This is a genomic window from Aliivibrio sp. S10_S31, assembly GCF_014694495.1.
Taxonomy (GTDB): domain Bacteria; phylum Pseudomonadota; class Gammaproteobacteria; order Enterobacterales; family Vibrionaceae; genus Aliivibrio; species Aliivibrio fischeri.
In genome coordinates, this window is sequence record NZ_JAAUWR010000003.1 from 269,313 (window position 1) to 285,905 (window position 16,593).

General features: G+C 39.7%; 13 protein-coding genes. 8 read left to right on the forward strand and 5 right to left on the reverse strand.

What is annotated here, in order from left to right; translation table 11 throughout:
* Positions 1-4: 4 nt before the first annotated feature.
* The 3 genes from pilB to nadC form a co-directional block, all read right to left on the reverse strand.
* A complete protein-coding gene (gene pilB, locus HC728_RS04195) occupies positions 5-1,693 on the reverse strand; it encodes a type IV-A pilus assembly ATPase PilB (protein WP_065621847.1) in 1,689 nt (562 codons plus the stop codon).
* A gap of 3 nt (positions 1,694-1,696) precedes the next feature.
* A complete protein-coding gene (locus tag HC728_RS04200) occupies positions 1,697-2,152 on the reverse strand; it encodes a pilin (RefSeq protein WP_065621848.1) in 456 nt (151 codons plus the stop codon).
* 342 nt (positions 2,153-2,494) lie between these two features.
* Positions 2,495-3,382 carry a carboxylating nicotinate-nucleotide diphosphorylase gene (nadC, locus tag HC728_RS04205; RefSeq protein WP_017019488.1) on the reverse strand — a complete coding sequence of 296 codons (888 nt, stop codon included), beginning with the start codon at positions 3,380-3,382 and terminating at the stop codon, positions 2,495-2,497.
* A gap of 113 nt (positions 3,383-3,495) precedes the next feature.
* Here nadC and ampD point away from each other — a divergent pair, with 113 nt between their 5' ends.
* From ampD to lpdA, 5 genes are all read left to right on the forward strand, one after another.
* Positions 3,496-4,047, forward strand: coding sequence for a 1,6-anhydro-N-acetylmuramyl-L-alanine amidase AmpD (gene ampD, locus HC728_RS04210; protein WP_011262620.1), 552 nt, complete (start codon positions 3,496-3,498; stop codon positions 4,045-4,047).
* 286 nt (positions 4,048-4,333) lie between these two features.
* Positions 4,334-5,104, forward strand: coding sequence for a pyruvate dehydrogenase complex transcriptional repressor PdhR (pdhR, locus tag HC728_RS04215; protein WP_005420885.1), 771 nt, complete (start codon positions 4,334-4,336; stop codon positions 5,102-5,104).
* A gap of 55 nt (positions 5,105-5,159) precedes the next feature.
* The gene (gene aceE / locus HC728_RS04220; protein ID WP_011262619.1) at positions 5,160-7,823 is read left to right on the forward strand and encodes a pyruvate dehydrogenase (acetyl-transferring), homodimeric type; all 2,664 of its coding nucleotides are present in this window, start codon (positions 5,160-5,162) and stop codon (positions 7,821-7,823) included.
* Between the two features lie 27 nt (positions 7,824-7,850).
* Positions 7,851-9,737: a pyruvate dehydrogenase complex dihydrolipoyllysine-residue acetyltransferase gene (gene aceF / locus HC728_RS04225; RefSeq protein ID WP_190395139.1), complete on the forward strand. Its 1,887-nt coding sequence runs from the start codon at positions 7,851-7,853 to the stop codon at positions 9,735-9,737.
* Between the two features lie 275 nt (positions 9,738-10,012).
* Positions 10,013-11,440 carry a dihydrolipoyl dehydrogenase gene (lpdA, locus tag HC728_RS04230; protein ID WP_005420880.1) on the forward strand — a complete coding sequence of 476 codons (1,428 nt, stop codon included), beginning with the start codon at positions 10,013-10,015 and terminating at the stop codon, positions 11,438-11,440.
* A 95-nt stretch (positions 11,441-11,535) separates the two neighbouring features.
* Here lpdA and HC728_RS04235 read toward each other — a convergent pair whose 3' ends face one another.
* Positions 11,536-12,141 (reverse strand): TetR/AcrR family transcriptional regulator, encoded by a 606-nt coding sequence (locus HC728_RS04235; protein WP_190395140.1) that lies wholly within the window; start codon positions 12,139-12,141, stop codon positions 11,536-11,538.
* Positions 12,142-12,515: 374 nt separating this feature from the next.
* Between HC728_RS04235 and hpt the strand changes: the two genes are divergently transcribed.
* Entirely contained in the window at positions 12,516-13,046 is a 531-nt protein-coding gene (gene hpt, locus HC728_RS04240; RefSeq protein ID WP_005420875.1) for a hypoxanthine phosphoribosyltransferase, read from the forward strand.
* 534 nt (positions 13,047-13,580) lie between these two features.
* On the forward strand, positions 13,581-13,832 hold the full coding sequence (locus HC728_RS04245; RefSeq protein WP_005420873.1) for a hypothetical protein: 252 nt from the start codon (positions 13,581-13,583) through the stop codon (positions 13,830-13,832).
* 119 nt (positions 13,833-13,951) lie between these two features.
* On the opposite strand, the gene can is transcribed toward HC728_RS04245, so the two are convergent.
* Positions 13,952-14,608 (reverse strand): carbonate dehydratase, encoded by a 657-nt coding sequence (gene can / locus HC728_RS04250; protein WP_005420870.1) that lies wholly within the window; start codon positions 14,606-14,608, stop codon positions 13,952-13,954.
* A gap of 292 nt (positions 14,609-14,900) precedes the next feature.
* Here can and HC728_RS04255 point away from each other — a divergent pair, with 292 nt between their 5' ends.
* Entirely contained in the window at positions 14,901-16,556 is a 1,656-nt protein-coding gene (locus HC728_RS04255; protein WP_017019486.1) for a SulP family inorganic anion transporter, read from the forward strand.
* Positions 16,557-16,593: the final 37 nt, after the last annotated feature.

Below are 16,593 nucleotides of genomic sequence, written 5' to 3' on the forward strand. Positions count from 1 at the left end.
ATCTTTAAAAATAGAGCACACGATTTAGCTCTTGTAAGCTGGTGGTGCCATCTTCTAATCGTTTAATTCCTGAGGTTTTTAGGTTATCCATACCTTGTTGAATGGCGATTTGTTCTATTTGTCTAACGGTTGCACCTTTTAAAATGGCAACAGACAGTTCTCGGGTGAACGGCATCACTTCATAAATACCAATACGCCCTGAGTAACCATGAGTGCATTCATTACACCCTTCTGTATTGGCTTGATAAATAATGGCTGAAGGTGCAATGTTATATTCTTCTCGTAACTCATCACTTAAATGATCTTCTTGTTTGCATAAATTACAGAGACGACGAGCCAACCGTTGGGCAATGATCAAACTAAGAGAGGAAGCTAAGTTGAAGTTTTCAATTCCCATGTTGCCTAGTCGAACGACGGTTTCTGCTGCGGAATTTGTATGTAGAGTCGAAAGAACTAAGTGCCCAGTTTGAGCAGCCTTGACCGCAATCTCTGCAGTTTCGAGATCTCGTATTTCACCTACCATTACGATATCTGGATCTTGACGTAAAAAAGATCGTAAAGCGTGAGCGAAAGTAAGGCCGATTTTTGGATTAACTTGAACTTGGTTGATCCCATTCAAGTTGATCTCAACTGGATCTTCCGCTGTTGAAATGTTTTGTTCTGTAGTGTTGAGAATATTAAGACCAGAATAAAGAGAGACGGTTTTCCCACTGCCTGTAGGACCAGTCATTAATATCATGCCCTGAGGGCGTTTTAAGGCTTCTAAATATAGGGCTTTTTGTTGATCGCTGTAGCCTAGTTTATCAATATTTAAATTAGCCGCGCTGCTGTCTAGTAAACGCAGAACAATTTTTTCACCCCATAAGGTTGGCAGTGAAGAAACACGCATATCAATCGAAGTGGTACTGTTTAATTTGAGCTTAATACGCCCATCTTGTGGTAGACGACGTTCTGCAATGTCTAATTTTGCCATGATTTTTAGGCGAGCAGATAAACGACGGCTTAAGTGAGCGGATGGACGGCTGTTTTCCACTAAGATCCCATCGCAGCGAAAACGCACACGATAATTATCTTCATAGGGTTCAAAATGAATATCCGATACTCCTTTACGCACCGCTTCTAATAAAATTTGGTTAATAAAGCGAGTGACGGGCGCATCGTCTTGGCTGAGATCTTCTGTGGCACTTATCTCATCAAGTGAAACATCAACCAGTGAGGCTAATTCATCTTGGGTTATCTCTTTATGTTGATTGTCATTTACAGACAATCCCGCTCCGTAGACGCGTCGAATAGCTGCTTGGATTTGTCCTTGATCCGCAAGCAGTAATTCAATTTGTTTTCCGCTAGTAAAACGAAAATCGTCTTCTATTTGAGCAATACTTGGATCAGCGACAGCAAGACGAATCGTGCAACTATCGTGATTAACTGGAAGGGCTTGATAACGGGTAATGAGATCGCGCAGTCCCAGCTTTTGACAAGTGGCGGCATAATCAAATTGAGTCACGTTGATCACCTCAAGTCCAAAGATTTGAGCAAGATGACTTACGAGTTCATCATGAGTAAAGATCCCCTGAGCTAAAAGAGCAGAAGGCACGGTGTGCGTTTCTGCTTGAACTAATTCTATGATACTGCTTTCTTGCGTCGCACTGATTAATTCAGCTTGACGCAAGATAGAGGCGAGGTTGGTGTGCATTTATTATTTACAATTTTTTGGTAATAGATCGTCAGTTACAGGGGTTGTTGCTGAACCATCACAAGCCCAAGAACCATCAGTACCAGTTCTTGCTAGTTGAAATTTTTTACCGGTGATTAAAGTGCTTACTCCTGAAGAATCAAAAGTAAAAGTTATAGTTCCTGAACCTGTTGAGGCTGCAGCAAATTCAATTGATCCTCCAGGTATAGAATTAGGGACTCCTAAATCAACTTCTGTTTGATTAGTAGATGAACCATCGGGAAATGTTCCATTTTCAACAGCATAAGCTTCAACATTAGTTTTAACACCTGTTAAGGTAGCTAGTGCAGAAGCAACTTCAGCTTTCGCTACATATTTTTGATATTGTGGCATCGCAATTGCTGACAACACACCAATTACGGCAACTACAATCATTAATTCAATTAGGGTAAAACCTTTCTGTCCTTGACGCTTTTTCATATTTCTCTCCAAGATGAATCGGGGTGATTCATGTTTTATTTGATGCGTAAAATAATAAAACGAATAGAGATATATGGTAGGAAGAAAAGAGAGGCTTTCGAGTGAGTAATAAATTTATGCTGTGATAAATGTAAACAGCAAAATCAAATACGATTCACTTCAAGAAGTCATAAATTAAACCTTGTTGTCGATCGCAAGTCTTAATTTAGATACGGCTGTTTAACTTGTTAAGTGAGCTGTTGATTATGTGAATAGTATCAAAGATATAAGAGAGTATTTGTGCCGTAAAAAATAAAAAGCCAGCAAATTTACTGGCTTTTTGTTTATCGATAATTTTACGATTTATTTAAAACGCATCGATAAATCCATGGCTTTAAGGTGCTTGGTTAATGCGCCAACAGAGATGTAATCAACGCCTGTTTCTGCATATTCAGCAATCGTATCTAAAGTCACGTTACCTGAGTTTTCTAGTGCAGCACGACCAGCGTTAATTTTTACTGCTTCACGCATCATGTCTGTGGTGAAGTTATCTAGCATAATAATGTCAGCACCAGCATCAATCGCTTGCTGTAGCTCTTCTAGACTTTCAGTTTCAACTTCTACTGGTTTACCTGGGTTAAGCTCTTTTGCTGTTGTGATGGCTTTTTCAATTCCGCCACACGCAATGATATGGTTTTCTTTAATTAGGTAAGCATCGAACACGCCAATACGATGATTAAAACCACCGCCACATGCTACGGCATATTTTAATGCACTGCGCAAACCTGGAATGGTTTTACGAGTATCAAGTAGACGACAGTTAGTGTGTGCAATTTTTTCAGCGTAGGTTGCAGTTACTGTTGAGCAACCAGATAGCGTTTGAATAAAGTTCATTGCATTTCGTTCACCAGTTAATAGTGTGCGAGCAGGTCCCGTTAAGGTACAAAGCGTTTGGTTTGGTTCAACTTTATCGCCATCTTTAACATGCCATTCAATGCTTACTGTGCCGCCCAGTTGTTTAAACACTTCATCAGCCCACATTTGGCCACAGAAAACACCATGCTCACGAGTAATAATCGTTGCAACAGATTGAGTATCTTCAGCAATTAGGCTAGCTGTGATGTCTGTACTTACATCTAATGTACCGCCTAAATCTTCACGTAGGGTATCTGCAACGGCACGAGTAATTTCAGTAGGAAGTTGCTGTTGTAAATATTCAAGACGAGATGCGCTGTCGTGAGTTTTGATCATGATGAAGTCCATTGAATTATTTGAAATACGTTTATGGCAATAATAATACTCGCGCTAGAGTAGAATTTCATCATAAGATACTCAAAGTTACTTCAATTTACGCAGGAATGAACATGAAATTTACTTTATCAGCAGATCACTGGCTAAACGAAGCAAAACATGTTGCCTCTCCTTTTTATGACGAACGCTCTGATGAAGATGATATTTCATTGCTCGTTGTACACAATATTAGCTTACCACCGGGGCAGTTTGGTGGGCCTTATATCGAGCAATTATTTACCGGTAAGCTTGATCCAAATGAACATCCTTTCTTTAAAGTCATTCATCAATTTAAAGTATCAGCACATTGCCTAATTCGCCGCGATGGAAGTGTTATTCAGTTTGTCCCTTTTAATGCAAGAGCTTGGCATGCAGGTGTTTCTTCGTTCGCAGGACGTGAACGATGTAACGATTATAGTATTGGAATTGAGTTAGAAGGGACGGATTTTACGGCCTATACTCAAAAACAATATGAAGCTTTAGCGGTTGTAACAAACGTGCTACAAGCCGCTTACCCCCAAATAGTTAATGAACGAATTACGGGGCATCAATATATTGCACCATTGCGAAAGACAGATCCCGGCCTTTCATTTGACTGGAAAAAATACCATAAGTTAAGGAAATAAAAGGATTTACTTTAAAGTAGAGAATTTTGTTTTTCTTACTTATGACACGCTTTATTAGCTGAAATCTCCAAATTGGTCTTACCAATTATTATTAGCGCGTACAGTGAATGTTAACTAAATGTATGCGCTAATCCCTTTCTATGATTCAAATCAATTTTTATCTAGACAGTATCCCTTTTTTCATGATAACTTTTGCATCGAATAAAATTGGTAATACCAATTATTAAAGTGACGAATGACTCACGGAAATGTGGGAAGTAATCAACTTAAATTAGGTTGAGCTACGATGACATATCAAAGGATACGCCAGCCAAAATTGTCCGATGTAATCGAACAAGAGTTAGAAAGGCTGATATTAGAAGGAATCCTTTCTCCTGGTCAGAAGTTACCGGCAGAAAGAGAGTTAGCAAAACAGTTTGATGTTTCTCGGCCGTCAGTTCGAGAGGCGATACAACGTTTAGAAGCGAAGCATTTATTGACTCGGCGTCAAGGGGGCGGAACCTTTGTAAATAAAGGGTTATGGCAAAGTTTTTCTGAGCCTTTGTTGGATTTATTAGCCACTCACCCTGAAACGCAATTTGATTTACTTGAGTCACGCCACGCATTAGAAGGTATTTCAGCCTACTATGCCGCTTTACGTGGTAACGAAGAAGATTTTAAACGGATCAAAGAGTCACATCGTTTGATCCAACAAGCACAAAAAAATGGTGATCTTGAAGCGGAAGCTTCTGCGGTTATGCACTATCTTATAACAGTAACCGAATCAGCACATAATGTGGTGCTGCTCCATATGGTTCGTAGTCTGGAACCTTTGCTTGAACAAAACGTATTACAAAATTTTACCTTATTAAATCGTCGAGAATCGGTGGTGGAGAAGGTAAGAGAGCACAGAGCTGAAATTGTAGAAGCCATCGTGTCAGGTAAGCCTGAAGAAGCACGTTTAGCCTCACACTCTCATCTCGCTTATATTGAAGAAACGTTGCTGGAATTGACCAAAGAGGAATCACGACGTGAATGTTCACTTCGTCGAATTCAGCAAAATAACGATATGAATTAAGTAAAAGAATATCGTTGATACCCTATTTGAACCAACAAATAAAAGGATAGCTCGCATGTCTGACATGAAGCATGACGTTGATGCACTAGAAACTCAGGATTGGTTAGAAGCTCTTGAGTCTGTTGTACGTGAAGAAGGTGTTGAACGCGCCCAGTATCTATTAGAGCAAGTTCTTGATAAAGCTCGTTTAGATGGCGTTGATATGCCAACAGGTATTAATACCAACTACATCAATACCATCCCTGCGGCACAAGAGCCTGCTTACCCAGGTGATGTTACTCTTGAACGTCGTATCCGTTCAATTATTCGTTGGAACGCAATCATGATCGTTCTACGTGCTTCGAAGAAAGATTTGGATCTAGGTGGCCACATGGCTTCTTACCAATCTGCAGCTGCATTCTACGAAGTATGTTTCAACCATTTCTTCCGTGCTCCTAATGAGACAGATGGCGGTGATTTAGTTTACTACCAAGGTCATATCTCTCCAGGTATCTACTCTCGTGCATTCGTTGAAGGCCGTCTAACTGAAGAGCAGCTAGATAACTTCCGTCAAGAAGTTGATGGCAAAGGTATTCCTTCATACCCGCACCCTAAACTAATGCCTGAATTCTGGCAGTTCCCTACAGTATCTATGGGTCTTGGTCCAATTTCTGCTATCTACCAAGCACGTTTCCTTAAGTACCTTGAAGGTCGTGGTCTTAAAGATACTTCAGCTCAACGTGTATACGCTTTCCTAGGCGACGGTGAGATGGATGAGCCAGAATCACGCGGTGCGATTTCTTTCGCTGCACGTGAAAAACTAGATAACCTATGTTTCCTAATCAACTGTAACCTACAGCGTCTAGATGGCCCTGTTATGGGTAACGGTAAGATCATTCAAGAACTTGAAGGTCTATTCAAAGGTGCTGGTTGGAACGTTGTTAAGGTTATCTGGGGCAACAACTGGGATGCGCTATTAGCTAAAGATACAACAGGTAAGCTTCTTCAGCTTATGAATGAAACTATCGATGGCGACTACCAAACATTTAAATCTAAAGATGGCGCATACGTACGTGAGCACTTCTTTGGTAAGTACCCTGAAACAGCTGCACTAGTTGCAGATATGACTGATGATCAAATCTTCGAATTGAAGCGTGGTGGTCACGATTCTTCTAAACTGTTTGCTGCATTTAACAATGCAAAAGAAACAGGTGGTAAACCAACAGTAATCCTAGCTAAAACAGTTAAAGGTTACGGCATGGGTGATGCTGCAGAAGGCAAAAACATCGCACACGGTGTTAAGAAAATGGACATGACTCACGTACAATACCTACGTGATCGTCTAGGTTTACAAGACATTCTTTCTGACGAGAAAGTAGCTGAACTACCTTACTTGAAACTGGAAGAAGGTTCTGCTGAATACGAATACCTACACGCTCGTCGTAAAGCGCTACAAGGTTACACGCCTCAGCGTCTACCTAAATTCACTCAAGAATTCAAAGTTCCTGAGCTTGAAGAATTTGCTCCTCTACTAGGTGAGCAAAAGCGTGACATCTCTACAACGATGGCTTACGTTCGTACGTTAAACATCCTACTTAAAAATAAGAACATCGGTAAAAACATTGTTCCTATTATCTGTGATGAAGCTCGTACATTCGGTATGGAAGGTCTGTTCCGTCAGATTGGTATCTATAACCCACATGGTCAAGAATATACTCCTGAAGATAAAGGCATTGTTTCTTACTACAAAGAAGCTACTTCAGGCCAAGTTCTTCAAGAAGGTATCAACGAATTAGGTTCAATGGCATCTTGGGTTGCTGCTGCGACTTCTTACAGCACCAACGATCTACCAATGATCCCATTCTACATCTACTACTCAATGTTCGGTTTCCAACGTATTGGTGACATGGCATGGTTAGCAGGTGACCAACAAGCTCGTGGTTTCCTATTAGGTGCAACGGCTGGTCGTACAACGCTAAATGGTGAAGGTCTACAACACGAAGACGGTCATTCACACATCATGGCAAACACAGTTCCTAACTGTATCTCTTACGACCCAACGTTTGCTTACGAGCTAGCGGTAATCATGCAAGACGGTATCCGTCGTATGTATGGTGAGAACCAAGAGAACATTTACTACTACCTAACAGTAATGAATGAAAACTACGCAATGCCAGCAATGCCAGAAGGTGCTGAAGAAGGCATCCGTAAAGGTATCTACAAGCTTGAATCTCACGCTGGTGCTAAAGGTAAAGTTCAATTAATGAGCTCTGGTACTATCATGAATGAAGTGCGTAAAGCAGCACAAATTCTAAGTGAAGAGTACGGCGTAGCATCTGATATCTTCTCTGTAACGTCTTTCAACGAGCTAACTCGTGATGGTCAAGATGCAGAGCGTTACAATATGCTACACCCAGAAGCAGAAGCGAAAGTACCGTACATCACAACCGTTCTTGGTAACGAACCAGCAATCGCTGCGACTGATTACATGAAGAACTACGCTGAACAAGTACGTGCATACATGCCAACTGAATCTTACAAAGTACTTGGTACTGATGGTTTTGGTCGTTCAGACAGCCGTGAGAACCTACGTCGTCACTTCGAAGTTAACGCAGGCTACGTAGTTGTTGCTGCTCTAACTGAATTAGTGAAACGTGGTGATATTGAGAAATCTGTTGTTACAGAAGCAATTGCTAAATTCAATATCGATACAGAAAAAACTAACCCGCAATACGCATAAGACTTCCATTAATTAAGGAAACAAACAATGACAATCGAAATTAATGTACCTGACATCGGTGCAGATGAGGTTGAAGTAACTGAGATTCTAGTTAAGGTCGGTGACCGAGTTGAAGAAGAGCAGTCACTGATCACTGTTGAAGGCGATAAAGCTTCTATGGAAGTTCCTGCGTCTCAAGCGGGTATCGTTAAAGAGATCAAAATTGCTGAAGGTGATTCAGTAACAACTGGTTCTCTTATTATGATCTTTGAAGCAGAGGGTGCTGCAGAAGCACCTGCTGCTCCAGCAGTTGAAGCGGCACCAGTTGCTGCTCTTGCTGCAGCATCAGTTGCAGAGCTTAAAGAAGTTCACGTTCCTGATATCGGTGGTGATGAAGTTGAAGTAACTGAAATCATGGTTGCAGTTGGCGATACAGTAGAAGAAGAGCAATCTCTTTTAACTGTTGAAGGCGACAAAGCATCTATGGAAGTTCCAGCTCCATTTGCAGGCACGGTAAAAGAAATCAAAATTGCTTCTGGTGATTCAGTATCAACTGGTTCTCTAGTGATGATCTTTGAAGTTGCAGGTTCAGCACCAGCTGCACCAGCAGTTGAAGCGGCAGCGCCAGTTGCAGCAGCTCCTGCGGCATCTGCAGAGAAAGAAGTGAACGTTCCAGATATCGGCGGTGATGAAGTAGAAGTAACTGAAATCATGGTTGCAGTTGGTGATACAGTAGAAGAAGAGCAATCTTTAATTACTGTTGAAGGCGACAAAGCATCAATGGAAGTTCCTGCACCATTTGCTGGTACAGTAAAAGAAATTAAGATTGCTGCAGGCGATAAAGTATCGACTGGCTCTTTAATCATGACATTTGTTGTTGAAGGTGCGGCACCAGCGGCTCCTCAAGCGGCGGCAGCTCCAGTTGCACAAGCAGCTCCTGCAGCGGCACCAGTTGCAGCAGCTTCTGCTCCTGCATCAACAGGTGAATTTGAAGCGAACAACGATTACGCCCATGCGTCTCCAGTCGTACGTCGTCTTGCTCGTGAATTTGGTGTAAACCTAGCGAAAGTTAAAGGTACTGGCCGTAAGAACCGTATCCTTAAAGAAGACGTTCAAGGTTTCGTGAAAGATGCACTTAAACGTCTTGAATCTGGTGCAGCTGCATCAGGTAAAGGTGGTGACGGTTCAGCTCTTGGTTTACTTCCTTGGCCAAAAGTTGATTTCAGCAAGTTTGGTGAAACAGAAGTTCAGAAACTTTCTAAGATCAAGAAGATTTCTGGTGCAAACCTACACCGTAACTGGGTAATGATCCCTCACGTTACACAGTGGGATAACGCTGACATCACTGAGCTAGAAGCATTCCGTAAAGAGCAAAATGCAATCGAAGCTAAAAATGATACAGGCATGAAGATCACGCCACTTGTATTCATTATGAAAGCGGTTGCTAAAGCACTTGAAGCGTTCCCAGCGTTTAACTCTTCTCTATCTGAAGATGGCGAAAGCATCATTCTTAAGAAGTACGTAAACGTAGGTATCGCAGTTGATACGCCAAATGGCCTAGTTGTTCCTGTATTTAAAGACGTGAACAAAAAAGGCATTTACGAGCTATCTGAAGAGCTAATGGCTGTTTCTAAGAAAGCACGTGCTGGTAAACTAACAGCTTCTGATATGCAAGGCGGTTGTTTCACAATCTCAAGCCTTGGTGGTATTGGTGGTACTGCATTTACACCAATCGTAAATGCACCAGAAGTTGGTATCCTAGGTGTTTCTAAGTCTGAGATTAAACCTGTATGGAATGGCAAAGAGTTCGCTCCGCGTCTACAACTTCCACTGTCTCTGTCTTATGACCACCGTGTTATCGATGGCGCAGAAGGTGCTCGTTTCATTACTTTCTTAAACAGTGCATTATCAGACATTCGTCGTTTAGTACTGTAATTAGCGGTTATTGAAACAAACAATAAGGTGGCTAATAGGTCACCTTATTGCTTAATAAGCTTAAGGATTTATTCCTTACATTATATTTTTTAAAGCAATTTGCAGTTTTTTTTAATGTTCCAATAGGAGCATGCTGAATGTGAATTGTTGTCTAGCTCACAGGCTAACCCCAACTTGCTTTCACACTGTTAACATATATGTAAAATGAATGCGGTTTGAAAACAATAATAGAACATCTGTCAGCCTGTTAGGGAAATGACTATAACGAGGTCAAAATGAGCAAACAAGTTAAAGCCCAAGTAGTTGTACTTGGTTCAGGTCCTGCTGGTTACTCTGCTGCTTTCCGTTGCGCAGATTTAGGTCTAGAAACTGTATTAATCGAGCGTTACAGCACTCTTGGTGGTGTATGTCTAAACGTGGGTTGTATTCCATCGAAAGCTCTTCTTCACGTATCTAAAGTAATCGAAGAAGCAAAAGCAATGGCTGAACACGGTGTTGTTTTTGGTGAACCACAAACTGATATTAACAAGATCCGTATCTGGAAAGATAAAGTTGTAACTCAACTGACTGGCGGTCTTGGTGGTATGGCTAAGATGCGTAATGTTACTGTAGTTAATGGCTACGGTAAATTTACAGGCCCTAACACAATCGAAGTTGAAGGCGAAGAAAACACAACAGTTACTTTTGATAACGCTATCATTGCAGCGGGTTCTCGTCCGATTAAACTTCCGTTCATCCCGCATGAAGACCCACGTATTTGGGATTCAACTGATGCGCTAGAACTAAAAGAAGTGCCAGAAAAATTATTGATCATGGGCGGTGGCATCATCGGTCTTGAAATGGGTACGGTTTACCACTCTCTAGGTTCTAAAGTTGAAGTGGTTGAGATGTTTGATCAAGTTATCCCAGCTGCGGATAAAGACATCGTTAAAGTGTACACAAAACGCATTAAAGACAAATTCAAGTTAATGCTTGAGACAAAAGTAACAGCAGTTGAAGCAAAAGAAGACGGTATCTACGTTTCAATGGAAGGCAAAAAAGCACCAGCAGAAGCTGAGCGTTACGATGCGGTTCTTGTTGCTATCGGTCGTGTACCAAACGGTAAACTTATCGATGCTGAAAAAGCAGGTATCGAAGTTGATGAGCGTGGTTTCATCAATGTTGATAAGCAAATGCGTACTAACGTTGCTCACATTCATGCAATCGGTGATGTTGTTGGCCAACCAATGCTTGCTCACAAAGGTGTGCATGAAGGTCACGTAGCTGCAGAAGTTATTTCTGGTAAGAAGCACTACTTCGATCCTAAAGTAATTCCTTCAATTGCTTACACTGAGCCAGAAGTTGCTTGGGTTGGTAAAACAGAGAAAGAAGCAAAAGAAGAAGGTCTAAACTTTGAAGTTGCTACTTTCCCATGGGCTGCATCAGGTCGTGCAATCGCATCTGATTGTGCTGATGGTATGACTAAGCTTATCTTTGATAAAGAAACTCACCGTGTAATTGGTGGCGCTATCGTTGGTACTAACGGTGGTGAACTTCTTGGTGAAATCGGCCTTGCAATCGAAATGGGTTGTGACGCAGAAGATATCGCTCTTACTATCCACGCTCACCCAACTCTACATGAGTCTGTGGGTCTAGCTGCTGAAGTATTTGAAGGTTCAATCACTGACCTTCCAAACAAAAAAGCAGTTAAAAAGAAAAAATAATTCTGACGCATTTGTTAAGACATAAAAAAACCGCTGAGAAATCAGCGGTTTTTTATTATTATCATTTCCTGAATCCTGAATCCTGAATCCTGAAACTATTTATAAATACACAACATATTTAAGAAGCAATTTGCCGTTTCTTCCATTTCTTCAGATGAACTATTACGGTTAGCCTGAATGAAAACAGAGTAACAAATACCATGAAGCATTTTTGTTAGGTTTTCAGGGGTATGGTCGTTACATACTTCGTTACGTTCAATACCTTCTTCAAACATAGTTTTGATAACTTGATTTGTATTTGAGTGAGTACTTAAGAAAAGGGGCCATACTTCATCACGAGTAGAGGTACTCCATTCAAACCATACTTTGATCCACTTATTACCAGTTTGAACGCTGTCAATGATATTCAGAAGAAGAGTATTAAGGTTAGAACGAACATCAAGATCAAGAGAAATTGAGTTATTGATGAATTGGTGAAATTCGTTTTCGACTTTATTTAATACATCATCAACAAGATCTTCTCTTGTTGGGAAGTAATTAAACACGGTAGCGACAGAGACCTGAGCGATTTCTGCAATATCAGCATGACCATCGCGACCAATGCCACGTTGTGAAAACACTTCAATTGCGATATCAAGTAATTGTTCTTTGCGCTTTTCTGGAGATAGCCTTGTTCTAGGCCTTTTTTGGATTGTATCCATTATATTTATATCCTTGCCAACAAATTATTATTTTATATAGGGTTTTATTATTATTATTCTCAATAACTTTACATAAGGCTGCTTATATATTCAACAGTTATTCAGCTGATCAATGAAATTTATGACGAACTTAAAGAATTTTTTTCAATATTGCATATATTTACGCAATAAATAGAAAGTGAAGTTTACATTTTGAATGTAGTTATTGCCAAGTGTTGATTATCTTTTTATGTCATTATAAATGCGTTAACAGCTCTTTCTTAATCTCAGTTCAGAAAAACTTTTATAATTACTCACGTTTCATTTTCTATTTTGCTGTAAACTGTGCAGGTCTAATCCTACTCTTAGTAGGTTCAACGAATAAGTGAGATAGTATGAAACATACAGTAGAGGTAATGATCTCGGAGCAAGAGGTCAACCAACGTGTAAAAGAACTAGGTCAACAAATTTCAGAACACTATAAAGATTCTGAAGGATTAGTAATGGTTGGCTTATTACGAGGTTCATTCGTATTCATGGCTGATTTAGCGCGAGCTATTGATGTGCCAATGACTGTAGACTTTATGACGGCATCAAGCTACGGCAACAGTATGGAAAGTACTCGTGATGTACGAATCTTAAAAGATTTAGATGACGACATTAAAGGTAAAGATGTTCTTCTAGTTGAAGATATTATTGATACAGGTAATACATTAAGTAAGGTTTGTGAGATCCTATCTATCCGTGAACCAAATTCAATTACGATTTGTACATTACTGGATAAACCTTCTCGTCGTGAAGTAGAAGTAAATGTTGATTGGATTGGTTTCTCTATTCCTGATGAATTTGTGGTTGGTGTGGGTATTGATTACGCTCAGAAGTACCGTAACTTATCGTATATCGGAAAAGTGGTACCGCAAGAATAATTTGAGAGCGGGTGTTCACGCATTACCGTTTTCTAATCTTGATGCTTAATAATGCTATTAAGTAGAAGAATAAAGCCAAAGATCCTTCATGTTCTTTGGCTTTTTTATTGATATAACTATTAGCTATTTTATATAGCGAAAACTTCGGTTAGAAACATTTTTTTATTCCAATATTAGAATGAATGTTAAGCAAATAAAGTATTTCAATGTGTTTATTTTGTTTTTTAAATGTTTCAAATTTGTGGTTGAAAAATAATCACTGGCGGTTACAATTTAACCGTAAATAAAATTTACATCTTACCTATTTAAAGAATTAATTTTACGTTTTAGGAGGTCAACATGATGGTTATTCATATGTACAAACAATGTTGCACCACCAATATCTCGTTTGCATTTACGAGTGTTCGAAACGATTAATTAATTCGTAACCTTCTAAGGCTGCGAATATTGCGGCTATCTTTAGAAGGGTTTCTTTGTATATTCCTCTAGCATTAGTCGCAATATCTCTCACATATCAATATTTGGAGAAATATTATGCGTCATTCAATATACCTACGTTTAGCAACTTTACTTATTAAAGCGGATTTAGCTCGTGAAGAGCGAGAGTGGAAACGTGCTGTACGTAAAGTACAATATGAAATTCCATGGGGAAATGAGTATTTACTAAAAGATATAGGTTTGCATCTTGATGGTCGAACAATCAGCGATCTTGAACAGCCTGTATTTAAAGCCGAGCGCCAAGTACGTCATCTTCGTCGACTCATACGCTTGAGAATAGCGACGTAATAAATAGCCAGAGAAAGTAAGTGGTGAATGCTTTCTCTGGCAACTTATATTATCTGTGTTGTTATAATGCAGTGTATATATTTATTATGATAAAAGGGAACGATATTATTTCCCTTTTATCATTCATCACCAACATTAGTAATATTAGACATTGCTGCTTGATATGATATTTCTAATGATTCGCGACTATGCCCTTTAACACCAAGGTCATTTAATACGCCATCCCCCATGCCATACACAACACCATGAATTTGAACGTCTTGTCCACGTTCCCACGCATTTTGCATAACGGTTGAGTTACCTACGTTATATACTTGCTCTGCGACATTAATTTCACACAGTTTATCACCCCATTTTTCACGAGGTAACTTACCAAATACAGTTCTGTGTTTTAGGAATAAGTCTCTAATGTGCAGTAGCCAGTTATTGATTAAGCCTAAAGGAGGATTATCGATAGCTGCATTTACACCACCACAGCCATAATGGCCACAAACAATAATATGTCTGATTTTCAAAACATCGACAGCATATTGAAGAACGGATAAGCAGTTTAAATCGGTATGAATAACTTGGTTTGCTACATTTCGATGCACAAATAGTTCGCCGGAATATAACCCAGTTAAACGTTCTGCTGGTACTCGACTATCTGAGCAACCTATCCATAAAAAACCTGGGTGTTGACCTTCTTCTAATTTTGCAAAATATTCAGGGCGTTCTGCTTTTATTGATTTAGCCCATTTAGAATTATTCTCAAAAAGTTCTTTAATTTCTGGCATTTTAAATTTTTCATCCCTTAAATACATAAGAAGGAAGAGTATTACCTAAACTTCTTTCTGTTAAAAACCTCAACAGGTTTATTTACTATACACAATGTTACAATTTCAATCTGCTAAAAAATGCTTTTAAAAGTACTCATCTGACGAGTTCATGCTTTTAAAAATGGCTTTTTAGTCTTTATTTATAGTTAGAACATAAGTAGTAGTGATTAGTTCTAATTAACTATTATGAGAGATGAATAACATTTGTTAAATTAATGAGGTTAACGTGTTTATAAACAAGGAGCTAACGGTGTTTGGTCAACGGTTTGACAATATTAATTTAAAAGGGGACCTCTTTGGTGGGGTTACCACGGCCATAATATCGCTTCCTCTCGCACTGGCGTTTGGTGTGGCATCTGGTGCTGGAGCTGAGGCCGGTCTTTGGGGGGCGATAATGGTGGGGCTTTTTGCTTCATTATTTGGGGGCTCTTCAACGTTAATCTCTGAGCCAACAGGTCCCATGACCGTTATCATGACTGCTGTTTTAACTAGCATGGTAGCGAAATATCCTGAAACGGGTATGGCTATGACGTTTACTGTTGTAATGATGGCCGGTGCGTTCCAAATTTTACTCGGTACATTAAAGCTTGGTAAATACATTACATTAATGCCTTATAGTGTAATTTCTGGCTTCATGTCTGGTATTGGTGTCATTCTTATCATTCTTCAACTTTCTCCTTTATTAGGGCATGCAGCACCTGCGGGGGGAGTAATCGGAACCTTATCTGCATTACCTGATACATTAGCTAACTTGGACATTAAAGAGTTATTTCTTGGGTTATTAACTCTTGGGGTTTTATTTTTATTTCCTGATAAATATCGAAAATACGTACCAGCTCAATTAGTGGCTCTTGTTGCGGTAACTCTGCTCTCTGTTCTCTTTTTTGATATGGAATCTATTCGTCGAATTGGTGAGATACCTGCCGGTCTACCTTCTCTGGTTATTCCAACCATTAATTTTGAAATGTTCACCACCATGGTTATTGACGCTTTAGTTCTTGGCACATTGGGCTGTATAGATACGTTATTGACTGCCGTGATTGGTGACTCATTAACACGTAAGGAGCATGATTCAGATAAAGAGCTACGAGGCCAAGGTTTAGCAAATATGATCTCTGGATTATTTGGTGCTTTACCTGGAGCTGGTGCCACTATGGGAACGGTGACCAATATTCAAGTTGGCGCTCGCTCACCGTTATCTGGGGTGTTTAGAGCAGCAGTGCTCGCTTTAGTCGTATTGGTTGCTGGTGGATTAACAGAACCTATTCCGATGGCGGTATTAGCTGGTATTGCTGTATATGTCGGTTTTAATATCTTGGATTGGAGTTTTATTCAACGCGCTCATAAGGTTAGCTTTGCTGGCATGGCCATTATGTACGGTGTTATGTTATTAACCGTATTTGTTGATTTAATTGTCGCTGTTGGTCTTGGTGTTTTTATTTCTAACATTATTATTATTGAGCGTTTAAGCCGAGAGCAAGCAAGGCAAGTAAAAGCGATCAGTGATGCGGATGAAGATGATGTTCCTTTAACTGACAGTGAGCGAGCTCTACTAGATAAAGCTAATGGTAAGGTGCTTTTCTTTTATTTATCAGGTCCAATGATATTCAGTGTATCTAAAGCAATATCAAGGCAGCACAGCAGTATTTCTGATTATGAAGTGATGATACTTGATTTAACCGATGTTCCCATGATTGATGTGACCGTTGGTTTAGCGTTAGAGAATGCGATTAATGATGCACTAGATGCAAACTGTAAAGTGTATTTACTGTGCCCAAATGAGCAGACGAAAGAGCAATTAGATAAGTTTCATGTTACGGATTTAATTCCGAGTGAGAACACCTATAAATTTCGTTATGAAGCGCTTAAGTCTGCAATAAAATATGTTTCACCGAATGAAGAGTAACGTATTAGCTTAATTGGAATAAATCAAACCGTAGGGT